The organism is Allobosea sp. 05T438 (genome assembly GCF_056396025.1).
In genome coordinates this window covers 1-21,937 of record NZ_JBFTKQ010000025.1, presented here as the reverse complement: position 1 = coordinate 21,937, position 21,937 = coordinate 1, and the positions used below count along the sequence as shown (strand labels likewise).

Annotated in this window: 30 protein-coding genes and 2 pseudogenes; 16 read left to right on the top strand and 16 right to left on the bottom strand. The window is 61.8% G+C overall.

Annotated elements, in window-relative coordinates; genetic code table 11:
- The first annotated feature begins 166 nt into the window (after positions 1 to 166).
- Entirely contained in the window at positions 167 to 559 is a 393-nt protein-coding gene (locus AC1DIN_RS26850; protein ID WP_476811954.1) for a hypothetical protein, read from the top strand.
- 258 nt (positions 560 to 817) lie between these two features.
- Here the strand turns inward: AC1DIN_RS26850 and AC1DIN_RS26845 are convergent, their stop codons facing one another.
- Entirely contained in the window at positions 818 to 1,105 is a 288-nt protein-coding gene (locus AC1DIN_RS26845) for a PRC-barrel domain containing protein (protein ID WP_441473600.1), read from the bottom strand.
- A gap of 84 nt (positions 1,106 to 1,189) precedes the next feature.
- Between AC1DIN_RS26845 and AC1DIN_RS26840 the strand changes: the two genes are divergently transcribed.
- Positions 1,190 to 1,357: a hypothetical protein gene (locus AC1DIN_RS26840; RefSeq protein WP_441473601.1), complete on the top strand. Its 168-nt coding sequence runs from the start codon at positions 1,190 to 1,192 to the stop codon at positions 1,355 to 1,357.
- 608 nt (positions 1,358 to 1,965) lie between these two features.
- Here AC1DIN_RS26840 and AC1DIN_RS26835 read toward each other — a convergent pair.
- The gene (locus AC1DIN_RS26835; RefSeq protein ID WP_441473602.1) at positions 1,966 to 2,094 is read right to left on the bottom strand and encodes a MucR family transcriptional regulator; all 129 of its coding nucleotides are present in this window, start codon (positions 2,092 to 2,094) and stop codon (positions 1,966 to 1,968) included.
- A gap of 184 nt (positions 2,095 to 2,278) precedes the next feature.
- On the opposite strand from AC1DIN_RS26835, the gene AC1DIN_RS26830 reads away from it, so the two are divergent.
- The 3 genes from AC1DIN_RS26830 to AC1DIN_RS26820 all read left to right on the top strand — a co-directional run bounded on the left by AC1DIN_RS26830 (position 2,279) and on the right by AC1DIN_RS26820 (position 4,280).
- On the top strand, positions 2,279 to 3,277 hold the full coding sequence (locus AC1DIN_RS26830; RefSeq protein WP_476811953.1) for a helix-turn-helix domain-containing protein: 999 nt from the start codon (positions 2,279 to 2,281) through the stop codon (positions 3,275 to 3,277).
- A gap of 372 nt (positions 3,278 to 3,649) precedes the next feature.
- The gene (locus AC1DIN_RS26825) at positions 3,650 to 3,904 is read left to right on the top strand and encodes a hypothetical protein (RefSeq protein WP_476811952.1); all 255 of its coding nucleotides are present in this window, start codon (positions 3,650 to 3,652) and stop codon (positions 3,902 to 3,904) included.
- A 67-nt stretch (positions 3,905 to 3,971) separates the two neighbouring features.
- Entirely contained in the window at positions 3,972 to 4,280 is a 309-nt protein-coding gene (locus AC1DIN_RS26820; RefSeq protein WP_441473896.1) for a DUF1236 domain-containing protein, read from the top strand.
- Between the two features lie 107 nt (positions 4,281 to 4,387).
- On the opposite strand, the gene AC1DIN_RS26815 is transcribed toward AC1DIN_RS26820, so the two are convergent.
- The 3 genes from AC1DIN_RS26815 to AC1DIN_RS26805 all read right to left on the bottom strand — a co-directional run bounded on the left by AC1DIN_RS26815 (position 4,388) and on the right by AC1DIN_RS26805 (position 5,718).
- Positions 4,388 to 4,957 carry a peptidoglycan-binding domain-containing protein gene (locus AC1DIN_RS26815; RefSeq protein WP_476811951.1) on the bottom strand — a complete coding sequence of 190 codons (570 nt, stop codon included), beginning with the start codon at positions 4,955 to 4,957 and terminating at the stop codon, positions 4,388 to 4,390.
- A gap of 68 nt (positions 4,958 to 5,025) precedes the next feature.
- Positions 5,026 to 5,298 carry a DUF4376 domain-containing protein gene (locus AC1DIN_RS26810; protein WP_476767390.1) on the bottom strand — a complete coding sequence of 91 codons (273 nt, stop codon included), beginning with the start codon at positions 5,296 to 5,298 and terminating at the stop codon, positions 5,026 to 5,028.
- Positions 5,299 to 5,508: 210 nt separating this feature from the next.
- Complete coding sequence (locus tag AC1DIN_RS26805) at positions 5,509 to 5,718, bottom strand: cold-shock protein (protein WP_441473898.1); 210 nt, start codon at positions 5,716 to 5,718, stop codon at positions 5,509 to 5,511.
- Positions 5,719 to 5,765: 47 nt separating this feature from the next.
- Here AC1DIN_RS26805 and AC1DIN_RS26800 point away from each other — a divergent pair, with 47 nt between their 5' ends.
- Both AC1DIN_RS26800 and AC1DIN_RS26795 read left to right on the top strand, forming a co-directional pair.
- On the top strand, positions 5,766 to 6,557 hold the full coding sequence (locus tag AC1DIN_RS26800; protein WP_476811950.1) for an NAD(P)/FAD-dependent oxidoreductase: 792 nt from the start codon (positions 5,766 to 5,768) through the stop codon (positions 6,555 to 6,557).
- A 125-nt stretch (positions 6,558 to 6,682) separates the two neighbouring features.
- Entirely contained in the window at positions 6,683 to 7,096 is a 414-nt protein-coding gene (locus AC1DIN_RS26795; protein ID WP_441473900.1) for a DUF1236 domain-containing protein, read from the top strand.
- Between the two features lie 101 nt (positions 7,097 to 7,197).
- On the opposite strand, the gene AC1DIN_RS26790 is transcribed toward AC1DIN_RS26795, so the two are convergent.
- From AC1DIN_RS26790 to AC1DIN_RS26780, 3 genes and pseudogenes are all read right to left on the bottom strand, one after another.
- Entirely contained in the window at positions 7,198 to 7,458 is a 261-nt protein-coding gene (locus AC1DIN_RS26790) for a hypothetical protein (RefSeq protein ID WP_476811949.1), read from the bottom strand.
- Between the two features lie 253 nt (positions 7,459 to 7,711).
- A pseudogene (locus AC1DIN_RS26785) lies at positions 7,712 to 8,392 on the bottom strand (UdgX family uracil-DNA binding protein); the annotation flags it as partial.
- Between the two features lie 251 nt (positions 8,393 to 8,643).
- Entirely contained in the window at positions 8,644 to 9,513 is an 870-nt protein-coding gene (locus AC1DIN_RS26780) for a hypothetical protein (protein WP_476811948.1), read from the bottom strand.
- Positions 9,514 to 9,763: 250 nt separating this feature from the next.
- Between AC1DIN_RS26780 and AC1DIN_RS26775 the strand changes: the two genes are divergently transcribed.
- From AC1DIN_RS26775 to AC1DIN_RS26755, 5 genes are all read left to right on the top strand, one after another.
- Positions 9,764 to 9,952, top strand: coding sequence for a hypothetical protein (locus AC1DIN_RS26775; protein WP_476811947.1), 189 nt, complete (start codon positions 9,764 to 9,766; stop codon positions 9,950 to 9,952).
- Positions 9,953 to 10,110: 158 nt separating this feature from the next.
- Positions 10,111 to 10,512 (top strand): GNAT family N-acetyltransferase, encoded by a 402-nt coding sequence (locus AC1DIN_RS26770; RefSeq protein WP_476811946.1) that lies wholly within the window; start codon positions 10,111 to 10,113, stop codon positions 10,510 to 10,512.
- A complete protein-coding gene (locus AC1DIN_RS26765) occupies positions 10,509 to 10,886 on the top strand; it encodes a VOC family protein (RefSeq protein ID WP_441473903.1) in 378 nt (125 codons plus the stop codon). Before AC1DIN_RS26770 ends, AC1DIN_RS26765 begins: the two co-directional genes overlap by 4 nt.
- Before the next feature lie 11 nt (positions 10,887 to 10,897).
- Positions 10,898 to 11,086: a DUF3008 family protein gene (locus tag AC1DIN_RS26760; protein WP_113584337.1), complete on the top strand. Its 189-nt coding sequence runs from the start codon at positions 10,898 to 10,900 to the stop codon at positions 11,084 to 11,086.
- Between the two features lie 49 nt (positions 11,087 to 11,135).
- Positions 11,136 to 11,993, top strand: a complete 858-nt coding sequence (locus AC1DIN_RS26755; RefSeq protein WP_476811945.1) for an SDR family oxidoreductase — start codon at positions 11,136 to 11,138, stop codon at positions 11,991 to 11,993.
- A gap of 11 nt (positions 11,994 to 12,004) precedes the next feature.
- On the opposite strand, the gene AC1DIN_RS26750 is transcribed toward AC1DIN_RS26755, so the two are convergent.
- From AC1DIN_RS26750 to AC1DIN_RS26735, 4 genes are all read right to left on the bottom strand, one after another.
- Positions 12,005 to 12,250 (bottom strand): hypothetical protein, encoded by a 246-nt coding sequence (locus AC1DIN_RS26750; protein ID WP_476811944.1) that lies wholly within the window; start codon positions 12,248 to 12,250, stop codon positions 12,005 to 12,007.
- Positions 12,251 to 12,546: 296 nt separating this feature from the next.
- Positions 12,547 to 13,050 carry a YciE/YciF ferroxidase family protein gene (locus AC1DIN_RS26745; protein WP_476811943.1) on the bottom strand — a complete coding sequence of 168 codons (504 nt, stop codon included), beginning with the start codon at positions 13,048 to 13,050 and terminating at the stop codon, positions 12,547 to 12,549.
- Positions 13,051 to 13,191: 141 nt separating this feature from the next.
- Entirely contained in the window at positions 13,192 to 13,371 is a 180-nt protein-coding gene (locus AC1DIN_RS26740) for a hypothetical protein (RefSeq protein WP_441473906.1), read from the bottom strand.
- Positions 13,372 to 13,573: 202 nt separating this feature from the next.
- Positions 13,574 to 13,987 carry a low affinity iron permease family protein gene (locus tag AC1DIN_RS26735; protein ID WP_476811942.1) on the bottom strand — a complete coding sequence of 138 codons (414 nt, stop codon included), beginning with the start codon at positions 13,985 to 13,987 and terminating at the stop codon, positions 13,574 to 13,576.
- A gap of 140 nt (positions 13,988 to 14,127) precedes the next feature.
- On the opposite strand from AC1DIN_RS26735, the gene AC1DIN_RS26730 reads away from it, so the two are divergent.
- Together AC1DIN_RS26730 and AC1DIN_RS26725 are read left to right on the top strand one after the other, a co-directional pair.
- Entirely contained in the window at positions 14,128 to 14,682 is a 555-nt protein-coding gene (locus tag AC1DIN_RS26730; RefSeq protein WP_441473908.1) for a phosphatase PAP2 family protein, read from the top strand.
- Positions 14,683 to 14,691: 9 nt separating this feature from the next.
- A complete protein-coding gene (locus AC1DIN_RS26725) occupies positions 14,692 to 15,588 on the top strand; it encodes a DUF6328 family protein (protein WP_476811941.1) in 897 nt (298 codons plus the stop codon).
- 145 nt (positions 15,589 to 15,733) lie between these two features.
- Here the strand turns inward: AC1DIN_RS26725 and AC1DIN_RS26720 are convergent, their stop codons facing one another.
- Together AC1DIN_RS26720 and AC1DIN_RS26715 are read right to left on the bottom strand one after the other, a co-directional pair.
- Positions 15,734 to 16,978 (bottom strand): NRAMP family divalent metal transporter, encoded by a 1,245-nt coding sequence (locus AC1DIN_RS26720; protein WP_476811940.1) that lies wholly within the window; start codon positions 16,976 to 16,978, stop codon positions 15,734 to 15,736.
- A 133-nt stretch (positions 16,979 to 17,111) separates the two neighbouring features.
- Positions 17,112 to 18,389, bottom strand: a pseudogene (locus AC1DIN_RS26715) (amylo-alpha-1,6-glucosidase); the annotation flags it as partial.
- An 89-nt stretch (positions 18,390 to 18,478) separates the two neighbouring features.
- Here AC1DIN_RS26715 and AC1DIN_RS26710 point away from each other — a divergent pair.
- The gene (locus tag AC1DIN_RS26710) at positions 18,479 to 19,246 is read left to right on the top strand and encodes a hypothetical protein (RefSeq protein ID WP_476811939.1); all 768 of its coding nucleotides are present in this window, start codon (positions 18,479 to 18,481) and stop codon (positions 19,244 to 19,246) included.
- Positions 19,247 to 19,334: 88 nt separating this feature from the next.
- Positions 19,335 to 20,954, top strand: a complete 1,620-nt coding sequence (locus AC1DIN_RS26705) for an ATP-dependent nuclease (protein ID WP_476811938.1) — start codon at positions 19,335 to 19,337, stop codon at positions 20,952 to 20,954.
- 267 nt (positions 20,955 to 21,221) lie between these two features.
- On the opposite strand, the gene AC1DIN_RS26700 is transcribed toward AC1DIN_RS26705, so the two are convergent.
- Together AC1DIN_RS26700 and AC1DIN_RS26695 are read right to left on the bottom strand one after the other, a co-directional pair.
- Complete coding sequence (locus AC1DIN_RS26700) at positions 21,222 to 21,614, bottom strand: ABC transporter permease (RefSeq protein WP_476811937.1); 393 nt, start codon at positions 21,612 to 21,614, stop codon at positions 21,222 to 21,224.
- 9 nt (positions 21,615 to 21,623) lie between these two features.
- A partial coding sequence (locus AC1DIN_RS26695) for a hypothetical protein (RefSeq protein WP_476811936.1) occupies positions 21,624 to 21,937 on the bottom strand: 314 nt, incomplete at its 5' end.

The following is a 21,937-nucleotide window of genomic DNA, read 5'->3' as shown; positions in this document are numbered from 1 at the left end:
CTTGGCTCTTCGGTGACAGCTATCTGACACGCCGCGCCACGAGAAATTTGCCCGACCCGCCTGAGCGAGACCGGGCCGACCCTGTTTTCCAGATTGAGATTGCTGGATGACACGAACTCGCGTGGAACCCATCTTCGTCGACAGAAAGACCGCAGCGGCTAGGATCATGATCAGCGTCGACACGTTCGACACGTGGCTGCGCGCGGGGTTCATCCCTAGACCGCAGATCGATCGAGGACAGATCGTCCGCTGGCACTGGCCCTCTTTGGAAGGGAAGCTTGCGGGCCTCAATCAGGAGCCCACACAGCCAGACCCGCTTATGGAGGGCGTCGCGCGTGTCTTCGGGAAGAGAGACAAGGCCGGGCGCAGCGATCAAGCCCCGCCCCCCGCCGACGACTATGCTGAGATGGCGCGGCGTTACGCTGCGGCACAAGAACAGTGGAAGGCCGATCTGCCGAAAAGCCCGCTATCGAAACGAGAGCGTTACTGCCTAAGCCAGTTCGAAGGCGTGAAAGCGGGAGAGCAGGTCGGCTTCAAAGACATTAGAGGATCAGCCTAGGTACTGCAGAACACCTAGAGCTTCGTCGCTTCATCGAGCGCCGCCGCGATCTGGACCGGCCCGGCGAACTCGGTTGGATACTTACTCCCGCGGGAGAGTGGGCTGTCGAAGACGTCCTCGCCGGCCGCGAGCCTGACCCAGCTCCTTGAATAGACGCGAGAGCCTTAGTCAGATTTCCGCGATACGATGGCCACAGCCAAGGCGCGGGGAGAGTGAGGCAGGAAACAAGCCCGCACGCGTCATCCTGTCTCAACGACCTTAGCGGTCGATATGCTCAGGCATCTCTTTCAACTGCTCCTTGGTCCAGGTGGTGACGGCATGGACGTTGCCATCTTCGTCGCGCATGAACTCGAGATCGCTGATAGGTACCACGACGGGCTTGGCGCCAATGCCAAGGAAGCCGCCAACATCGATCACGACCTGGCTCCCGTGGAGATGTGACACGGAGCCGATCTTTTCATCGCCCGGCCCGTAGATCGTTGCCCCTTCGAGGATAACCGCGGTCAACTCGCTGCTGGCGAGACGGATATGGCTGGAGTGGTCCATTGTGTGCTCCTCGCGTTCGAGACTAATCGAACGTGCGGAGGCTCAGCGCGTTCCCCGCCGAAATCGGTTCCTAGGAGGTCAGGATTGATCGCCCTGATCCTTCACACACCACTCTTTCTCCGTACCGACGGACTGGCAGAGCATCTGCCGGCCGTCGCGCATCTCCGTGCTGAGATCGACCGCTATGCGGCGCTAAAGGCGAAGGGCTGGGTCACTCAAAGACGATATCTGCCAATTGTCTTTTCAGATTAGCTTGACCTGGCCATCGACGCTCCTCGCCATGACGCAAGAGCAAAAATCTGGACTAGCCCGACTGATTTGCCGGTTGCCTCAGCGGCGACGCGAACTTGAGAACGCCGCGGACGAATGGATTTTCGAAGTCTACGGTGTTTACGAGCGAGCGACACGCGCCTACCTCCACTGGACTCAACGACTGGGGCCGAGTGCAGACGCTCTGGCTGATGCTTTTCGGCGCATTGTCGTCGAGCTCGAGGAAGAAATCTCCGCCGCTGTCGCCGAGTAGATTTCGGAAAAGACGCCGAGCCACACACGCCATGGGAGGGGAAAGACGGCAGCTCGGCGCCACGCCGCATCGAAGGCGCTTCAAGAGCTTGGCTGCAAATGATGAACGATGGGCAAATGTCGGCGTTCACCCAAAACAGCAAACCCCGCCATGGCGGTGGCGGGGTTCACTTGGGCCTCCAGCCCCTGCTCGATGAGCTCGAGCACTTCTCTGAAATCCAGCTTCGAAACGCGGCCTAGCGCAGTCCAAAATGCAAAAGCCCGGCCCCGCGCGAGCGGAACCGGGCCAAGCTTCAACAGGGAAGCACCAAAGCCGAATTGCTCAACAGCCCCGAAGCCTATCCTTGACCGATCCTCAGCAGCACCTGATGAACTGATTGGATCAGCGCAGGGAGTTGCGAGCTGGGGATGCGATTTTTGGCGACGTAGGCCGCCACGACCCGGGCTGACAGGCGTTTGGTCTTCACTTCCGTCCTCCACGCGAGCAAGCCGGATAGTTTCGTCGATGGATGGCGGTGCTGTAAAGCCGGCCGGCGGTTCAATTCCCGCAATAGCCGCTGGTTCTCCTTTTGCAGTCGGCGGTGCCTGGTCCCGCGGGCCTCATAGGAATAGACCGAATATTGCGAGATAGTTGGCTAGCGGAGGATATTGATGGCTAGCAATCAAATCAGTAATTCTGCGAGAGAATTTTATACTACCCGGCACCTGCCTATTCGCGATCAGATGGACGGATGGCGCCAACTGTATCGCAACACGTTCGACATTTCTTTAGGCGATGGGGTGCAGGCGCCGTTTCCGGCCGATCATACAACATGGCATATTTCCCAGGGCCTGAGGCTGACACGGGCAGCAATGCCAGAGGGGCTTTTGCGTCATTGGAAGCACTTCTCACCAACGCGGCTCGATGATTGGTTAGTCGTGGTTGTGCCTGAGAAAGCCGAGCGCCCCGTGCAGTTTCGATCTTTAACCAGCGCATTCGAGGGTGTCGGGCGAGATGGCGAAGTCCTGACTTTGTATCTTTCGCGGGATTCGTTTCGGCGCCATACGCGCGAGTTTGAAGCACTGCCCCAAGGAATTGAACGAAATGGCATGCTCGGTCTTTTCGCGGATTACCTCATAGCACTGGAGCGCATGTTCCCTACAATTCCCGCTGCCTCTCTTCCCTTAATAGAGCAAGCGACAAGGGATATAATTCTGGCGAGCCTCGCGCCAACGAAGGATCGAATCACGCGTGCGGAGCGCCCCTTGGATCGGCTATTGCTCGATCGAGCGCGCGATCTCGCCCGATCGAATATCGGGGCATCGAGATTCGGACCAGACAAGCTAGGCGAAGCGCTCGGCGTTTCTTGCTCCCGCTTGTACCGAATGTTTGAACCGTTTGGTGGAGTGGCCAAGTTTCTGGCCGATTACCGGCTCGCCGAGGCGCGCCGGCGACTGTTGTCCTCGGATGCCCACGTGGCAATTCAGCAGATTGCTTTCGATGTCGGTTTCCCGATCACTCGACATTCAGCCGGGCCTTCAAAAGGAAATACGGCTATGCGCCACGCGATACACGTGAACAGGGCGATGCGGCCGATTGCGATCGAGAACCGTAAAGCCGCCTTCAGGTTTCGTCGATGTCCATCACCTACGGTGAAAGCAACCACTTGACCGTTATCGCGCCGCCCAACAAGCCGGCTGCATGCCGCTTCACTACGAGGATGATCAGCACGACTTCGGGTCAAACACAAAAGGCCCCGCCAGCCGAAGCCAGCGGGGCCGAAATCAGGGAGCGGGCCTGGACGGCCCCCCCCTGCCGCTTCGAGAGGGGACCAGAATCGCCTTTGAGGGAAATCATCGGCGCTCGAAAGCGGCAGAATAGAAACGGGATGGAACCGGAAGGGTTCCGTGTCGATCAGCCACCCGCTCAGTGGAACACGAAATGCGACTTGCCGCGGCCCGGCAACAGGCGCGTACTGCTGGGTTGTTGACCCCGTGGGGACGACGTCGGGAGGCCGGCGCCGTTGAGGTGGGAGGCGGGCGATGCACACCGGGAAAGGCCTGCTTGTCCTGCGGGACGGCCGGACGCTCCCGCTCACGTACCAATTCGGCAGCGACTGCGACGACACGCGCGCCGGATACCTCTTCTGCGATATTTCAGAGATCGATCCCGCCGAGCTCTTCTACCGGCTGCGCGTGATATGCGATGACGGCAAGCAGATACTTGTCGCCGTGATGCATTCCAGCGATCGGTATCTCGCGATCACAGGGCGAGTGGCGCCCTGGAAAGGCACCTGAAAAGGGAACAAGCGCGCTGCATCGGTGTTTCCGAACCGGCGGGGGGATCCAAAAATGGAGAACCTCGATGCGTTATCCCTTTGCGATCGTGCTCGTTGCCTCGCTTGCCGGCACTATGGCGTTCGCCCAGACCTCCACAACCACCACCATCACCACTGACCAGCAAAGCAAGGTCAGGACGTATGTCATGAAGGAGCACCCTGCTTCGGTGAAGGTGACCGAAACAGTCGGCGTGGGCACCGCCCTCCCGTCATCGGTAACGCTGCATACCTTGCCGTCGGACGTCGGCGTGACCCAATACCGCTTCGCGGTCGTCAACGACAAGACTGTCCTGGTCGAGCCCAGCACCCGGAAGGTTATTCAGATCATCGAATGATATCTTCATTCGCAAAAAGGCCCGATCCCCTTTCGGAGACCGGGCCAAGTTTAGCGAGGAAACGCCCGAAGGCAGCCGGTTAGGCCGGCCAGTCCATCTAGCGGCGCTCAGCCGCTCGATTTCGGGGGCATCGGGATCGACGGCGGACCATCGCGCCAGCGCCGGGCCCAGCGGATCACGGCGTCACACACCGTCATGCCGATGAGCCCGAGTGCGAAGCCGACGGAGCCCTCAATATCGCCCGTTGGATAGGCGCGCGCTTCGGCATCGGTCTGCTTGAAGCCCTCGCGCACCGGGACCATGCCGGCGCCGACCTCGCGCCGCGCCGTCGCGGGACCATAGGCCAGCGTCTCGTCGCGGCCGTCGCCGGTCTTCGCGAAGCCGTCGAGAATGCCTTCGATGCCCTTGACCTGCCCGGCAGACAGCGACGTGCCGGATCGCAGGAAGGCGAAGAACTTCGATCGGTCGAGGCCTCCGGCAGGCTGCGATTGCGGCTTGTCGGCAATAGCGACCTTCAGCGCGGTCTCAGTCCTTGGGCCGACGACGCCGTCGACATGCAGGCCATGCGAGATCTGGAACGCCTGGACGGCCGCCTTCGTCTTCGGCCCAGGCTTGCCATCAACAATAAGCGAATAGCCGAGCGCGACCAGCGCCCGCTGAACTGCGGTCGTGTCCATGAAATGCTCCAGATGTGAAAAAGCCGCCTACGGGGCGGCGCGCGCAGCCGGGCTACGGATCTGCGAATCTAAGCGAAGGCTGCGTCAATCTCGGCAGCTATTGTGATCAAGCCAGCCTCGATGTCGCCGGCCACCTCGGCCTCAGTCGCGAAGCAGGCTTGGACATGCTCGGCGACGGCGATCGCGATGGCCGACATCTGTGCGGCCGAAACCGTCACGAAGCCTGAAGGCGTCATGAAGTTGAGCGTTGTATCGGGCTTGGCCTGCACGAGCGCGAAGGCGCCCGAGATCATTGCCTGGCTCTCTCGGTCCGTCGCGATTGGCACCCCGGAGACGGTTATTCCACCTTGTCCTTGGTCCAGTTCGGCATCTCCACCCCATTCACTTGCGTCGAGGGGCCGGAGCCTATGCTAGGCACGGAGCCGGGGGAACTTCGCTTTTGGGTTGATGCCCGCTGAAATGACAACGCCCGCGGGCCTTTCGGCTGCGGGCGCGGTTCGGAGTGAGTAATATCTGACACATTAGCGTCGGCCCCGCAAGAGGCCCGTGGATCACTCCGCCTTCAGGTTTTCTGCTGATGATTTCCCTGAGCGTCTATCCGCGACCACTTCGAATGAAATCTTCTGCCCATCGCGCAGCTCGCGGAGGCCTGCGCGCTCCACGGCGCTGATATGGACGAACACGTCCTGCCCACCATCGTCAGGCTGAATGAAACCGAAACCCTTCGTTGAATTGAACCACTTCACAATACCCGTTGCCATTAGCGGCCTCCTCAAACCAAACCGAAGCATGTCCCCGAGCATTCGAGATGACAAGCCCACCCTGCATCCGATTTGCTCCTCAGTCAGCTCCCGACCGTCTTAAGGTGCTGCGCGAGGCTTTCGGCTTTGATCGGCTGGCTGCTATCGTTTCGCCGGGTTCGGCCGAGGCCGATCCGCTCAGTCTTTGTCACGGCCTGCTCGCCGCAGCCGTGCGGCGAGGAGCGAGACTGATCCGCGACGAGGCAGTTGCCTTCGACACTGCTGGCCGTAGCGCGGCTGTCACGCTCGCCAGTGGGCGGCTCGTAGAGGCCGACCGGATCGTGCTTGCCACCGGCTATGTCATGCCGGAGATCGTCCGTGACGGCCTCCATCACGTCGCATCAAGCTGGGCAATCGCAACCGTCCCGCAAGCACCTCGGGTACTCTGGCCAGGTGCGGCACTGATATGGGAAGCCTCGAAAGACTACTGCTACTGCCGCACCACGGTGGATGGCCGTATTATCTTCGGCGGTGAGGACGAGGAATTCAGCGATCCGGATCGGCGGGAAGCCCTCGGACCGGAGAAGACGAAGGCCTTGCAGTCGCGACTGCATGCCATGATACCGATGGCCGACCTTGACCTCGATCGAGCCTGGTCCGGGGCCTTCGGCCAGACGCAGGAAGGCCTGCCACTCATTGGAAGCGTCCCGGGCCACCCCCGTCTCCTCGCCGCCTATGGCTACGGCGGCAATGGGATAACCTTCAGCTTCTTGGCCGCGAGGATGATCGGCCAATTGATCCACGGCGTGGAATGGCCATGGTTCAGCGCATTTGCGATCGACCGCGATCGTATTTGCTAGAGCATCAATTGGCACTGTCGGCGCTCAGTGGTTGTTCCGATGCCAACGATCACGAGGCCCCGGGGAACAGTTCAAGCGAATTCCAAGTTATGCCCTCCATCTGGGGGTAACCAGGAGATCGACTGATGAAGAAGATCATTCTCGTTGCAGCCGCCGTAATCGCTCCGATGGCGGTTCTTGCCCAAAATCCCGAAGGCGCGCGCGGTGGCGCCGCTGCCGGAGCGGCGACCGGAGCCGTCGGCGGTGCAATCGTCGGCGGACCAGTCGGGGCTGTCGTGGGCGGTGTCGGCGGCGCTGTCGTCGGTGGCATCGCGGGCGATGCCACACCGCGCTTCAAGACCTACGTCCGCGCCCATGAAGTTCCGTCCTATACCTATCGCGAAGACGTTCGCGTAGGCGCGGTACTGCCGGAGAGCGGGGTGACCTATCGCGAGGTACCGGCCGAATTCGGCGCCAAGGGCTATCGCTACACCGTCGTCAACGATCGCACGGTGATCGTCGAGCCCAAGACGCGCAAGATCATCCAGGTTATCGAATAAAGCTCCTATTGGCCCCCGTGCCCTGAAGCTCGGGGGCCAATGCCACACGGAGCACACCTTCCAACTCGGCGTTCCCGGGACATGCTTTGGAACCGCGGTGCCTAAGCAGAGGACTCGTCGTTCTCCCTCTTGAGCGGCGACAGACGGGGCGCAGTTGCCTCGAACTGTTCTGCCGCCCTACCGGGGATATCGTCCTGTTCTCCCTGCCGCCACAGCGCCGCAACGATATAGGCGAGCCGCTCTCTTTCCGCGGGTGCCGTGAGCGGATCGTGACTGTGTCGCTCTCCCAAGATGCTCCAAGCCTGCTCAAGTGCGGCCTCGAGCCGTACAAGATCCTCAGGCGATGCGAAGCTGAACGGCATCGGCTTTCCTGAGAGCGTGCCGACGGGGATTCGTTCTATACAGCAATCGGAATGTCGACGCAGCGCGCTGGGAAAACATGCGCTCTCGCAGGAGTGTGCGCTGGTTCGGGGTGACGGTGGCGTTGTGCGTCCACGAAAGCGAACACCTGATGCGCTCGGCGCGGGCGCCCATCAAGGTCGTCGACAGGGTGCCGCGCCGCCCTTTCGCGACGGGAGCCTTCCTGATCGAAGAACTTTATCAGGCAGGCCAACATCAGGCGGATGCGAGCCGACGGACCTGACGAAGATCTGCAACGAAAGCAGCAAACGCCTCTGCCCGGCTTTCTTCGTCCGGCAGCCGCAGCAAGTACGAGGGATGGACCGTGATGAAGCCCAGCCTGTCTCCGAAGTGCGTCGCGCCGCGATTGCGTGAGATCGGGAGAGCCTTTCCGGCCAGCGCGAGAACCGCGGTCGCACCCAATGCGACGACGATATGCGGATTCACGAATTCCAGCTCCCGCTCCAGCCACCAGCGATAATGTCTGACTTCGCCGGCCGTCGGTCGCTGGTGAATCCGCCGCCTGCCGCGTTGCTCGAATTTGAAGTGCTTGACGGCATTGGTGAGATAGCTGGAGCGACGTTCGATACCGACCTCATTCAAGGCCCGGTCGAGCAAGTGGCCAGCGGGCCCGACGAAGGGGCGCCCCTGCCTGTCTTCCTGATCGCCGGGCTGTTCTCCCACGAAGGCGATGGCCGCGCCCTTTGGGCCTTCGCCAAGAACGGCACGAGTGGCGCTCGGGACGAGCGGAGCCGATGCGGCGATAGCCGCATTCAGTTCCTCCAGGTTCGACAAGCCCCAGGCATTTTCAGGGATCGCGTCATCGCGGACGGGCATCAGCGAAACCCGTCGCTTAGCGATCGCCTTTCCGGCGATGCTCATGCGTGCGTTGGCGGGCGTTTGCTTCCGAGATCACCGCAGGGCCTTTCACGGCATTCTCCTTCGGCTCTTCGCGGCGCTCGGCCGGGCGCTGGTCCGGCTCGGTTGGGCCGTTGGTGCTGCCATTCCGCTTGGGTTGCTTTTCGGCCATCGCATGTCCTTTCAATCCTGATGATCCAGCAACGCTGCCGCGCCGGGTCGGTTCGGGGACCGATAACGAAAACACGCCCGGCCGCTGGAGGCAGCCGGGCGGAACAGGTTCCGACCGATCAAAGGGCCGGCTCGTTCCGAAGGTTCTCGTCCCGGTGTTCACCACCCAGGGTCGCCGCCCAGGATGCGGCGGCGGCGCCGACGAGCAATGCGGTCGCCGTGAGGAACGCCGTCAGAACCGCGATCTTGCGCGCGCGCTCGGCTGCCTGCTTGGCGGTTTCCTTGGCCTGCGACAGTCGGGCAAAGGCATCGTCGATACGCTTCTGCGCATCCTGCTCGCTGATGCCGGACCGTGCGGCGAGCCGCGACGCGAGATAGTCCCGGTCGCCCTGCTCGATCTTGCCGTTCTTGAGCGCGTTGACGAAAATCCGCGAGGCTTCGTCGCGTTCCTGGGCGCTCGGCGGCTGCTGGCCATTCGCGCGCATGAAATTGTCGAGCGCCATCGCGAGCGGATCCACGTTCTGGGAGACCAGCGACGCCACGCCCGAGCTGGCGCTGGCCACGCCGCTCGCCGCTGTCTTGGCGGCGCCGAAGAGCGACGAGGTCGCGACGATGGTGATCAGCAGCGCCCCGGTCGCCCAGACGAGGAGGCCATGGGTCGCATCGCGCACCTTTCGCTCCTCGCCATTGGCATCAAAGCTCGGCTGCCGCATGCGGCCTGCGAGATAGCCGCCGGCCATCGTGGCGGAGGCCATGACCCAGAGCGCCCAGAGCGCTCCGGCAACCGCCAGGGCGGTCGCGCTCGAACTCTTCTCGAAATCGGCGGAGACCATCGACAGGCCGATCGCCGAACCGAAGACGGTCATGATGGTCGAAATGGCGGTCGCGATCACAGCGCCGCCGATGATCGGCCCCCATTGCACATAGGAGCGGTTCTCCTTGTTGACGGTCACGGGAGCGACGACGACGTCCGTTCCAGACATGGACATGGCGAATTCCTATCGAAGACCGAGGAACGACAGGATGGCCATGATGACCACCACGAGACCGACGAGGTAAATGATACTGTCCATGAGCCCCTCCTGCTGATGAGCGAAAGTGACACGCAAACAGCCGTGAGAGCGGATTGGTTCCTGACCGCGGCAGGCGCAAAAGGCCCGCGCCGAGTAGCGGGCGACACCGGAACCGCTGGGAAGGAGGCCAGTTCTCCTCTGGGGGCATTCCAGATAGGAGGCACCCATGCGAGACGGCCAGGGCAACAAGCTCCGTCCGCAAGAGCAGCAGCGCGTGAGATCGATCCAGGGCGATCCGGACAAGGATGCCACCACGAAGGTCTCGATCAATCCCGACCCCCAAAAGGATACAGGAGACTCTGACAAGCCGAAGGTGAAGCCCGGCGATAAGCCCGCAGCCGGCGTCGGCGAATAGGCGCCGAAGTGGGGCACCTGGTTCCGGCTGCTTTGCCGATGACCGCGAGCGCCAAGCCGAAACTGGCCGCGAGGGCGGCAAGCAAAGTTTTCCGCCATTGCGCGGATTGGTGGCGAGTCCTTTGGGCTCGCCCTTCTTCTGCCGGGACGTCAGTCGGCATGAGCGTCAAGGAACGGTCATCTCCAGGGAACTTGCGGCTTGTCGATGTGTTCGTCTCGGTATCCGCTCCATCAGGTGGGAAAGCCATGCAGGCACCTGATCAAACTAAATGGGTGATCGCCGACCATCCGACCGAGAATCGCTTCGTCATGAGCTCTCCGGGCGGCGAGGCGTTCGCCGTGTATCGCAGGCTCGACGAATATCTCGTCATCTCCCACACCGAAGTGCCTGCCGCCTTTCGCGGACGCGGCATCGGCGAGCGCCTTGTCGAAGGGATCTTTCGTCTGGCCCGAGAACGCGGCCAGCGCATTGTGCCCGCCTGCGGCTTCGTGGCCGATTGGGCGCATCGTCATCCCGGGTATCACGATGTGCTGGCGGCACCCGAGGGAGCGCGGCGATGATCGACCATATCTCCGTCGGGACGAACAACATCGCCCGCGCCCGCGAACTCTATGACAGTGTCCTTGGCTGCCTCGGCCTGCGGTTGCTCCAAAGCAGCGAGCACTCGGCCGATTACGGCGTGGCCAGCATCCTGTTCAGCGTCGAAACACCGCTCGACGGTCACCCGGCGACGCGCGGAAACGGCATGCACGTCGCATTCGCGGTTGGTCGGCGCGAACTTGTCGAGACATTCCACCGGATAGCCCTTGCCCATGGCGGCCGCGATGCCGGAGCGCCGGGGCTACGCCCCGAATACGACGCGCATTACTTCGGAGCGTTCGTGTTCGATCCCGACGGCAACAAGATCGAAGCCGTCACCCGTTCTTTTCAGTGAAGGAGATCACGATGCCTGCGAAATCGGCTGCACAGCAGAAAGCCGCCGGAGCTGCTTTGGCAGCCAAGCGCGGCGACATGAAGAAGAGCGAGCTCAAGGGCGCCTCGAAATCGATGGAGAAATCGATGAGCGAGACCGAACTGGAGAAGATGGCTTCGACCAAGCGCAAGGGAAAGCCGGAGCACGCTTCCAAGCACTGACCCGTCGAGCGTGGAGGCCGTGCGGCTTCCGCCTAGGAGGAGAGTCGCGATGACCGCGCGTTTCGAGCCCCCCTTCCCTGAACAGAAGCAACCGATGCCGGGAAAGACCGCCGCGATGACGCCGCGGCCGGATCATGGCGAGACGAGCTATGTCGGCTCGGGCCGCCTCAAGGGCAAGCGCGCCATCATCACCGGCGGTGACAGCGGCATCGGCAGAGCTGTTGCCATCGCTTTCGCGCGGGAAGGCGCTGACCTCCTGATTTCCTATCTCAGCGAAGATGAGGATGCAGCCGAGACCGCCGAATGGATCGCGAAGGCCGGGCAGAAGGCAGTGCTGATGCCCGGCGACATCCAGCACCCCGCCCATTGCCGGGCCATCGTCAAGCGGGCGCTGGAGGAGTTCGGCGGCATCGATATCCTCGCCAACAACGCCGCGCATCAGGCGAGCTTCGACACCATCGACGAGATCTCGGACGAGGAATGGCAACTGACCTTCGCGGTGAACATTCACGCGATGTTCTACCTGACCAAGGCCGCTGTTCCTCACATGAAGCCGGGCTCCTGCATCATCAACACGGCTTCCGTGAATGCTGACAAGCCGAACCCCACCCTGTTCGCCTATGCGGCGACGAAGGGCGCGATCCAGAATTTCACCGGTGGGCTCGCGCAACTGCTCGCCGACAAGGACATCCGTGCCAATGCGGTGGCGCCCGGGCCGATCTGGACGCCGCTCATTCCTTCAACCCTGCCCGCGGAGAGCGTGAGCCAATTCGGTAAGCAAGTGCCCATGCAGCGCCCCGGCCAGCCAGCGGAGCTCGCGACGGCCTATGTGATGCTGGCGGATCCGCTCTCGAGCTACGTCTCAGGAGCTACCATCGCCGTCACCGGCGGGCATCCGATCCTGTAGTCGCACGCGGCTTAATTGTCTTTGAGCTTCCCGAGATTGCCCGGCAGTCCCGAGAAGGGAAGATCATCCGGCTTGAGCAAACTGTCGGACGATTCCGGGCCTTGGCTGTTCTCGCCCTTGTGCGCCTCATCCCAGCCCCGGATCTCGTCTGCAAGCTGTTGAAACTCGGTCGCCTGCGGAGACCCTTCGGGCGCGTCGCTCAGCGCTGCGGCGCGCTGTACGGCCGCCTCATACTCTTCGTGCGTTTTGAGCGTCATGGCCGAGGGTCCAATTCGGGTGGGTTGCTGGCGGCCGCCTCGTCGAGGAGTTGGGAGGCGGCTGGGGACAAGGCTGGCGACGGAGCCATGCCTTCCTGAAGATGCCATTCCACGAAGTCGCGGCTCGTTCCGGCGCGTTCCGCCAAGAGCGCCACCCAGTCACGATGCGAGAACGCAGCATTCATGCGCAGCGCAAGCTCCCGTCCGGAAGCAACAGACTCTGACGAATTCATCGCACCCTCCTGTATTCCGAAAGAGAAGAAGGCCCCGCCGGATTTCCCGGGGGGCCTCAGTTCTCAGGCGGCCATGCGGTTGACGCCGTCCAACGCCAGCTTCGTAAGCTTCTCGTCGGTCGCGGCTTCCTCGTCGAGGTTCTGCTTCAGGAGCGACGCGCAGTCGTTGCGCCCGAGCTGCTTCGCCCAGGCGACCAACGTGCCGTAGCGCGTGATCTCGTAGTGTTCGACGGCCTGTGCGGCGGCGATCAGGGCCGCATCGAGAACCTGCTTGTTCTCGACTTCGCCGGCGACGTCATTGGCCTCTTCCAGAATGCCGTCGATCGCCGGGCAGGTAACGCCCTTCTCCTCGACCCCATGGAGGCGGAAAACTTCCTTCAGGCGGGCGATCTGGCCCTCGGTTTCCCGCACGTGCGTTTCGAAGCCGCGCTTCAGATCCGCGCTCGTCGCCTTCGCTGCCATGTCGGGCAACGCCTTCTTGATCTGGTGCTCGGCGTAATAGATGTCCCGTAAGGTATGGACGAAGAGGTCGTCCATCGTGGCGATGTCCTTTGAAAACCAACCCATTGGATTCTCCGTCTGGTGCAAATCCCCCAGTCCGTAAAACCCGAACGAGTCGTCCCGAGGGTTGTTCCCGCGAAATGAGCCACCGCCTGGTCCCGGGGCGTACGTGCCGATCCAACCTCCATAATGAGCGGCGCCCTATCCTCAATGCGAGGAGGGCGATCCACCGTCCGGGTTTCCCGCAAAGTCCTCGGCCGATCTCTTCTCCTCAACCCAGTGGCTCTGAACTCTCGCCTCTGTCAGCGCCATATCGAGAAAATAGGACACGCTGCCGAGTTCCAGGATGGAGGCCAAGTGTCGCACTTCCATGATCTGCGCGATCACGTCGTCGATTTGCCCCGACGTCAGACTCCTATGCTTCACTACGGTTCTGCCCCTTGTCGTAAGGGCAGGTTATGCGGTTACCCGGCATGGTTGCAAGGCAGGCAGCCCGCGCTCCCAAAGCGAGTCGCTGAGCCGACTCGGGACGGTATCCAATTACTGGATGCGCGGGTCCGAGGAAGAGTCGGATGCGGTCGATGATGCTTCATCGGTTGCGACACCCCGCTTGTGCGCCCGGCGGGCGCGGCGGCAAAAGTCCTTTTGCATCTCTTCCAGTCGAGCCCCGATCGAGTTCCTCCAGATCGAGCATTTCTTCGCGGGCGCCCTCCAGCTTCACGATCAATTCGTCCAGCTTGATCTGCATCGCGGCGGTATCGCGGTTCTGACTGTTCTGGATCACGAAGACCATCAGGAAGGTCACGATCGTCGTCGAGGTGTTGATGACCAACTGCCAAGTGTCGCTGTAGCCGAAAAAGGGCCCCGATAGCGCCCAGAGAACGACCAGCGCCAACGCAATGAATAACGTCTCCGGTCTGCCCGTCCATGCCGCGGCCTTGTGGGCGAACCTGGTGAAGATCGAGGTCTTCCTGGAGGAAGAGCCGTTATCGTAACGGGGCATGTCGAGCCTCCATGAAGAGCATCACAGAAATGAATTCTCCATCCGATGTTCCGGCAGACGGTCAGGGTTCCAGCCCTGCACGGACACCGGCGAACAATCTCCGCTCAGCGTCGTTCCTGCTGCGTGGATGAGGTGGCGTCATGAAACGTTTGCGTCTTTCGGCTTTTGCCCTCGATCGGCCCATCGCCAAAGTCATTGCCAGGGGCAGTTCCCCAGGGCTCGAGCGATCGCTAAAGTTGCTGACCCGAATCGCGGATGAGCACTTTCTGCTTCCGGCAATCTCGCTTTACTGGCTTGCTTCGCGCGGGGGGCAGCCATCCCGTCGCCGTACCGCGAACCATCTACTCCTGACGATGGCCACGACGACGGTGCTGCCTCATCTTCTCAAGAAGGTCATTGCCCAGGAAAGGCCGGATCGACTGGAAATCCATGGCGATCGCCATGGCGTGCCCCGCTCCGGGAAAGCCTTCGACGCATTTCCCTCAGGACATGCCGTTCACATGGGAGCGCTCGCTGCCGCGCTATCGAGGATGGTTCCCTCTCATCGCATGCTCCTCTGGAGCGTCGCTTCGTTCCTCGCGCTGACTCGCGTGGGATTGCTGGCGCACTGGCTCAGCGATGTCCTGGCCGGAGAGGCCTTGGGCGTCGTGACCGAGAGCCTGGTGCACGCTGTCGATCGGAACCCGAAGACTTGAAGTGCGCAAATGGCTCTCGCCGACCGAACCAAGACCGCCCTGGATGAATCCCGGATGATGATGCTGGGTGCCCAAATCCTTTTGGGCTTTCAACTCCAGGCGCCGTTCCAGGACGGGTTCTCGAAGGTATCGAGCAATGAGAAGGCGGTCGAGCTCGTCGTCCTGGGCTTGATCATCGTCGTCGTCGGGTTGCTGATAACCCCGAGCGCCCATCATCGGATCGCGGAGGATGGCGAGGCTAGTTCCGGCCTCATCGAGTTTCTAACACGAATATCGGCGGCCACCCTGCCCGCCTTCGCGATCGCGATCGGCCTTGATCTCGGGCTTGCCGGAACGCGGATCGCCGGTCTCAGTGCGGGGATTGCTGGCGCCGTGCTGGGCGCAGCGCTGCCGCTGGCGATCTGGTTCGGGCCATTACTCTTTCATCATCCGAGCGAGGACGAGACGATGCCGACCTCCGATAAGAAAACCCCTCTCGACGCCAAGATCGACTACGTGCTGACCGAGGCGCGTGTCGTTCTCCCAGGAGCTCAGGCCCTGCTCGGGTTCCAGCTTGCCATCGTACTGACCAATAGCTTCGAGCAGCTATCGCCCAGCCTGAAGGTGATCCATGGCCTCGCCTTGGGGTTGATCGCGCTCGCGACCGCGCTCCTGATCGCCCCGGCAGCTTACCATCGCCTCGTCTACGCTGGCCGGAACGAACCCGAATTCCATCGCTTGGCGAGCCGTCTCCTGCTCCTCGCTACCGTGTTCCTTGCCCTGGGGCTTGCGACCGATACCTATGTCGTGGTTTCGAAGATCATCCACGACGCTTGGATGGCAGCCTCAAGCGCAATCACTGTCGCCGTCGTGCTCCTTGGGCTCTGGCACATATGGCCTTGGTGGCGTCGATCAGCCGTAGAGTAAGAAGCCCGTGAGGTCCTGCGAGGTAGCCGAGACCCTTTGGCGGTTTCGAAACGTCCGGCCCCGCGGGCTCTCCCTCAAATCGCGGTAATCGCCATGCCGACGACGGCCGCGGCCATTGCCGCAGTGGCAAGCCAGCCGAGCACCTTCAGCGCGTGTGCCCGATGACGAACTGCTTCATGATCTTCGGATCCGATGCCAGGAGCATCAGGATCACCATGATTGGCACGGCGACAACGCCGTTGATGATGGCGCTCCAGACCAACGCCTTGATCGGGTCGACCGACGTGAAGTTCAGGACGACGCCTATAGCCGTCGCTATCGAGACGGCAAGGTAAAAGGCCTTCGCCTCGCGCGGCTCCCGGGAAAGCCCCACCGGCCATTTGGCCGCCTCTCCGATCGCATAGGCTGCCGATCCGGCCAGTACCGGAACTGCAAGGATTCCCGTCCCGAGGATGCCCAGCGCGAAGATCACCTTCGCGAAGGAGCCGGCGATCGGCTCCAGAGCCTTGGCGGCATCGACCGAACTCTGGATATCGGTCAATCCTGCCGGGTTCAGAGTCGAGGCCGTCGTCGTCACGATCGCGAGCGCGATCACATTGGAAATCGCCATGCCGATCACGGTGTCGAGCTGAATTCGTTCGCGCGCGGGTTCCGCCTGTTCGGGATGGTCGACGAGGGGCTCTTCCCTCGGCTTCTCCTTGAGGTCCTCCGCCTCTTGCGAAGCCTGCCAGAAAAACAAGTACGGGCTGATGGTGGTTCCGAAGATCGCGACGATGATCGACAAGTAGTCGGCACTGAAGGAAAGTCTGGGAAGCACGATGCTGGTCGCAACTGCCAGCCAGTCGACCTTTACGACGAACAATGTCGCGACATAGGCCAAGAGGACCAGCGATAGCCATTTCAGCACCGCGACGTAGCGTTTGTATTCGAGCAGAACCTGCAAGCCGATGCAGATCGCACCGAAGACGACGACGTAGATATGGGCGGGGCCTCCGACCAACATCTTCAGGGCATCGCCCATCGCGCCGAGATCGGCCCCGATATTGATCACGTTGGCGACGAGCAGCGGAACGGTCACGGCAAAGGCCACCCATCTCGGATAGCTGCGCGCGATGTTCCCCGCGATACCGTGGCCCGTTGTCCGGCCGACTCGGGCGCTGATGATCTGGATCGCCACCATCAAGGGGTAGGTCAGGACAAGCGACCAGCTCGCGGCATGGCCGAACTGGGCTCCAGCCTGGGAATATGTAGCGATGCCGCTGGGATCGTCATCGGACGCGCCCGTAACCAAGCCCGGCCCCAACAGCTTCAGCAGCCGCGGCTTGCTGGGTTCGACGACCGGATCGCGCGCGGACCCGGGCCCGGATCGAGAGGAGGACTCGGCAGCCAAGCTCAGCGTTCCCCACGGCAGCTCCCGCCAGGCGAAGGTTGCTCCGCATTTGAACGGACTATGCCCTGGCAACCTGATCAACGATGTTGCCGAGCTGCGGGTTCCTCCGAGCGGTTTGTGCCGCTGACTGCGTCTATCTCGTCTTGATCATCGTGACCCGTGCGTTGCTTTCGTCCCAGCGCTTCAGGACGTTGAGCGTGACGTCGCTTTGGTGGCGGTGCACGCGCAGGTCGAATTGAGAACCGCCCAGGGTCAGCTCGTGAATGATCACGTCGTCGAGGAAAGACGGCAGGACAGGGTCGACCAGCTTGACCTCGTTTGCCGCCGCAGGAAGCTCCAGACCAAGGCAAGCCGAGAGCATCGCGAAGGGAGCTGCCGCGGCCCAGGCCTGCGGTGAGCACGCCACGGGATAGGCCGTCGGCCCACGGCGGGCCTTTCGAAGAAACCCGCAGAACAGCTCCGGCAGGCGCTGTTGGTCCTGGTGGGTCGCAACGTTGAAGATGGCTTCGAACAGGCGCGAGGCCTCGAACTTGAAGCCATAGGCGCCGAAGCCGATGGCGATCAAGGCATTGTCGTGCGGCCAGACCGAGCCATTGTGATAGGACATCGGATTGTAGCGGACTTCTCCGGCATTCAACGTTCGGATGCCCCAGCCGCTGAAGCTGCCTTCGCTCATGAGGGATCGAACAATCCGCTCGGCGCGCTCCGGATAGGCGATGCCTCCGAAAAGGGCATGTCCCGCATTCGAGGAACGAACTCGGCAGGGACGCTTGTCGCCATCGAGCGCCAGTACGTAGGAGCCGATTTCCTCGCACCAAAAGGCCTGGTCGAAGCACTCCCGCAACACCGATGCCTGCTGCGTCAGCTCGTCGGCGCGCAAGTCCAAGCCTTGGGCCCGGGCCATAACGGCGGCCGCCCGTTTGGCGGCATAGACATAGGCCTGGACCTCGACAAGCGCGATCGGGCCGCTGGCCAGCGATCCATCCGTGTGGGAAATCGAATCGTGGCTGTCCTTCCAGCCCTGGTTGGCGAGCCCGTTTTCGGTCTCACGGAAGTATTCAACGAAGCCGTCTCGGTCGCGATCTCCATATGTATCGCACCACAAGAGCGCGGCTTCGATGTTCTCCCAGAGCTGCTGGATCGTCGCCAGATCGCCGGTACGGTTGAAATACTGGCCTGCCAGCATGACGAAGAGCGGCGTGGCGTCTACGGAGCCGTAGTAGAATCCAAACGGCACCTCCCCCAGGGTGGCCATCTCCCCGCTTCGCCGTTCATGGAGAATTTTGCCGGGCTGCGCATCGGCGACTGGGTCGCTGGTTACGGCCTGTGCTCGCGCCAAATGAAGCAGGACCCCGCGCGCCACGGACGGATCGGCCCATAGCAACATCATCGCCGTGATGATCCCGTCCCGGCGAGATCCGGCATGCTACCACGGGGGTCGTCTATGAAATCGAAGCCGACGAGCTCGAATGGGAGCAGAACGGGGGCGACGAGCGGGGAATGGGGCCCGAGTACCGGTACGAGGCGGTCGTGGAGCATCCGCAGCTTGGGACGCTGACTTGGGCGCTTTGGGAGTATCCCGCTGGCGCCTACAACAGAGAAGGCACCGATGTCGGCGAGCATGTGATCGTCACTAATTTCGACCTCGGGCTCAACCACGTGCGCGAGTACGATGGCGAAGACGATCTTTGGGTGGATTACGGCGTACCTGACGATCCATTCGCGATCTACAAAGACTCTTACTACATGACGGGCGACCTGGTTGCCGATCACGGCGGCGATCAAGGCAATCACATCCTCAACCGGATGGTGTTCTCCCATCAGATCACGGCGATGGAAGCTTATCTCGGCGATACCCTCCTGAAGAACACGCTCGCAAGTCCCGCGGCCATGAGCCGGCTCATGCAGCAGGACAGGGAACTTCAGAAGGAAAAATTCTCATTAGCAGAGGTCGCAGCGCAGCCGGACCTAGTGAATAACAAGGTGCGGGATTACCTGCGAGGCATCGTGTACCACGACCTGAGAAGGGTCGATTTCCTATACAAAACGGCTCTTGATATTCCGATTCTGTGCTTAGTTGTCGATGTCGAGGCGATGCTGGAGGCAATCAGGATTCGGCATGACTGCGTACATCGGAACGGTGCCAACAAGGACGGTGAGAAGCTGACGATTTTCACCAAGCCCTACGTCCACCAGACTGCGGATATGATCAATGAGTTCGTAGAAGCCATCGAAAGGAAAGTCCGGGCGATCAAGAGATCGACCTAGGTGACCATGACAGTCGCAGCCCCTCCCAGCTTTCCTCCTCGCGCTCTCACGTGCAACGTACGCGCGCGGTAGTTCGAAGGGGCTGGACTTGAAGATCACGCGAGTGCGAATTCGGAATTGGCGGTCGATTAAGGAGATCGACTTCTCGCCGCAGGACATCTGCGTGCTCGTCGGCGCCAACAACGCCGGTAAGACGAACATTCTTAGCGCGATGAATTTCCTGATCGGCGACCGGTATCCGATGCCGGGCAATCTCCAGGATTCCGACTACTATAATCGCAACACCGACCTTCACATCAAGATCCGGATCGACTTCGAGCACGATTACTACCGGTTCATCGAGTTCGACACGTCGCGACCGCAGTACCCCCTCAACGTGCAGGACGTTCGTGGCCAGCCTGTCCGGCCTTTCAATAACGCGATGCGCGAGGACATGGCCTTCGCCTACGTCGACGCCAGCCGAAATTTCGAGAAGCAGTTCGGCGCGTCGAGGTGGTCTCTGTTCGGCCAAGCGCTGCGCTTCCTCCATGCCGAGCTGAGGAACGACGCTGCTAAACTTGACGCTCTGCGAAAGTCACTGGGCGAGGCGCACCAGCTAATGGAGACGGACCTTTACAAAGGCTTCGAACAGCATCTCCGCGAAGCGTTCGCCGCCCAGCTCAAGACTGCGCGTTATGACGTTTCCTTCGAGTTCCGCACCATGGAAGAGACGAACCTGTACCGCAGTCTCTTCCCCACTTTGGTCGAGCGCGGCAGCCCGCGAAGTCCCCTAGAGGTCGGCTCCGGTGTTCGCAATGTCCTGGTGCTCGCCCTGTTCCAGGCGTTCGCCAAGTCGTTTCGCGGCGACGCGGTGCTCGGTATCGAGGAGCCGGAGCTCTACCTGCACCCGCATGCACAGCGCAGCTTGATGCGGCAGTTCGAGGAACTGGCGTCGGCCGGAAATCAGATCTTCATATCGTCCCACAGCGCGCATTTCCTCGACGTCTCGCGCAGTGACCGCATCGTCCTGGTCGAGCGCTGCGAGGACGACGAGGAGGAGGTCTGCACCCAGGTGGCCATTACGTCTGGCGAAGGGCTACTCGCGCTGCGGAAGGCGCTGCACCCGGGCCGCGAGATGACGGTGGAATCGATGAGGAGCTTCATCCGTAACATCCGCACTGCGGAGATGACTGAAGCTTATTTCGCGCGTGTTGTGGTTGTGGTTGAGGGCGCCACCGAGCGGGAGGCCCTGCCGATCTATGCGAGGGCACTGGGGCTGGACTTCGATCAGGCCGGCGTCTCGATCGTGGGCGCCGGCAGCAAGTCGGCAATCGACACTTTGGTCCATCTCTATGAGGCCCACGCCATACGTCGTTACATAATCTTCGATAACGACGTCGAGAACGATCAGGAAAAGACAACGAACCGGACGCTGTGCCGCCTGCTGGCCCAGCCGGAGGCAGATGTGCCGCCAGCGCAAATCCACAACGCCTTTGCGATCGTCGATGGCAATTGGGAGAAACAGTTCCAGGCTGAGCTCGATGCGATGGAAGTCGGCCTCTACGCGAAGCTTGAAGGTGATGCCAGGGCAGCACTCGGGATTGCTCCTCGCCGGAACAAGCCGCTGGTCGCTCGCTTCATCGCGGAGAACCTGATCGAGCGTGGCATGACCCCTCCTTTCGTGCGTTCCATCGTCGAAAAGATCGCCGCCAAGGCGGCCGCGGCCTGATAGGATCGTCCCCCACTGATTACCGCGGCGGCAGCCGGTATACCGAGCTGCCGGAAAGCAGACGCTCCTGAGGTCAGGAATGGGCCACAAACACCCTGCACTTGCGGGCGAAATGCACTGCGGATATTGCGCGGCCGCCCCACGGCGGACATCTGCAACTGCCGCAGCGGCTTTGCGCGCCGTTCGGAATGAGCCTCACCCGGCTCGTGCCAGCCTTCACACGACAAGCACGTCGTCCGTTTCAAAACCGAACGGATGGGGATCGGGTCACCGCGAACGGGACCTCAGATCGGAAGCATCACGCAGCGCGTCGCCGAGAAGGTTGAGCGCGAGCACCGTCGCCAGGATCGCGAGGCTCGGGAAGACGGCGAGCCACCAGGCATCGAGAATGTTCTCGAACCCTTCGCGGATCATGTTGCCCCATGTCGCTGTCGGCGGCGGCACGCCGAGCCCGATGAAGCTGAGCGAAGCCTCGGTCCGGATGGCGGAAGCAAGCCATAGAGAACTCATCACCACGACGTCGGAGAGCATTTTGGGCGGAACGTGGCGCGTCATGATCCTGAACGGACCGCAACCATAGGAGCGGCTGCCCTCGACGAAATCGCGCTGGCGCAGCGTGAACCGACGGGTGTCGCACCGCCGCTGCCGACTTTGGCTCAAGTACGTCACTCATGACAAATCCCTGCAAAGTTTGGACTTCGCAGCCTCCGTCGCCTGTAGCAGTAATACGGTGCCTGCGGCGAGGGTGAGCGCGGCGACAAGGTGGATGGACCGTCGCTGGGTTCGTTCGGATCGCTCGCAGAGCAGGCTGATCTGAGGAGGCTCGAACCATGTTGCCCGGCCCGCATTCGGATTGTCCCGCCGCGGCCTTTTTTCTGGCATGGCAGCCTTAACCGCCGCCGCAACGCTTTCACCCCAGGTCTTTGCCCAGACTGCACCACAGAATGCGATCACGCCAGACGAGGCGCTGAAGCGGTTGATGG

Coding starts and splice junctions, on each gene's coding strand:
- AC1DIN_RS26850 (WP_476811954.1), top strand. CDS start 167: ATGATCAGCGTCGACACGTTCGACACGTGGCTGCGCGCGGGGTTCATC.
- AC1DIN_RS26845 (WP_441473600.1), bottom strand. CDS start 1,105: ATGGACCACTCCAGCCATATCCGTCTCGCCAGCAGCGAGTTGACCGCG.
- AC1DIN_RS26830 (WP_476811953.1), top strand. CDS start 2,279: ATGGCTAGCAATCAAATCAGTAATTCTGCGAGAGAATTTTATACTACC.
- AC1DIN_RS26825 (WP_476811952.1), top strand. CDS start 3,650: ATGCACACCGGGAAAGGCCTGCTTGTCCTGCGGGACGGCCGGACGCTC.
- AC1DIN_RS26820 (WP_441473896.1), top strand. CDS start 3,972: ATGCGTTATCCCTTTGCGATCGTGCTCGTTGCCTCGCTTGCCGGCACT.
- AC1DIN_RS26815 (WP_476811951.1), bottom strand. CDS start 4,957: ATGGACACGACCGCAGTTCAGCGGGCGCTGGTCGCGCTCGGCTATTCG.
- AC1DIN_RS26805 (WP_441473898.1), bottom strand. CDS start 5,718: ATGGCAACGGGTATTGTGAAGTGGTTCAATTCAACGAAGGGTTTCGGT.
- AC1DIN_RS26800 (WP_476811950.1), top strand. CDS start 5,766: ATGACAAGCCCACCCTGCATCCGATTTGCTCCTCAGTCAGCTCCCGAC.
- AC1DIN_RS26795 (WP_441473900.1), top strand. CDS start 6,683: ATGAAGAAGATCATTCTCGTTGCAGCCGCCGTAATCGCTCCGATGGCG.
- AC1DIN_RS26790 (WP_476811949.1), bottom strand. CDS start 7,458: ATGCCGTTCAGCTTCGCATCGCCTGAGGATCTTGTACGGCTCGAGGCC.
- AC1DIN_RS26780 (WP_476811948.1), bottom strand. CDS start 9,513: ATGTCCATGTCTGGAACGGACGTCGTCGTCGCTCCCGTGACCGTCAAC.
- AC1DIN_RS26775 (WP_476811947.1), top strand. CDS start 9,764: ATGCGAGACGGCCAGGGCAACAAGCTCCGTCCGCAAGAGCAGCAGCGC.
- AC1DIN_RS26770 (WP_476811946.1), top strand. CDS start 10,111: ATGAGCGTCAAGGAACGGTCATCTCCAGGGAACTTGCGGCTTGTCGAT.
- AC1DIN_RS26765 (WP_441473903.1), top strand. CDS start 10,509: ATGATCGACCATATCTCCGTCGGGACGAACAACATCGCCCGCGCCCGC.
- AC1DIN_RS26760 (WP_113584337.1), top strand. CDS start 10,898: ATGCCTGCGAAATCGGCTGCACAGCAGAAAGCCGCCGGAGCTGCTTTG.
- AC1DIN_RS26755 (WP_476811945.1), top strand. CDS start 11,136: ATGACCGCGCGTTTCGAGCCCCCCTTCCCTGAACAGAAGCAACCGATG.
- AC1DIN_RS26750 (WP_476811944.1), bottom strand. CDS start 12,250: ATGACGCTCAAAACGCACGAAGAGTATGAGGCGGCCGTACAGCGCGCC.
- AC1DIN_RS26745 (WP_476811943.1), bottom strand. CDS start 13,050: ATGGGTTGGTTTTCAAAGGACATCGCCACGATGGACGACCTCTTCGTC.
- AC1DIN_RS26735 (WP_476811942.1), bottom strand. CDS start 13,987: ATGCCCCGTTACGATAACGGCTCTTCCTCCAGGAAGACCTCGATCTTC.
- AC1DIN_RS26730 (WP_441473908.1), top strand. CDS start 14,128: ATGAAACGTTTGCGTCTTTCGGCTTTTGCCCTCGATCGGCCCATCGCC.
- AC1DIN_RS26725 (WP_476811941.1), top strand. CDS start 14,692: ATGGCTCTCGCCGACCGAACCAAGACCGCCCTGGATGAATCCCGGATG.
- AC1DIN_RS26710 (WP_476811939.1), top strand. CDS start 18,479: ATGGGGCCCGAGTACCGGTACGAGGCGGTCGTGGAGCATCCGCAGCTT.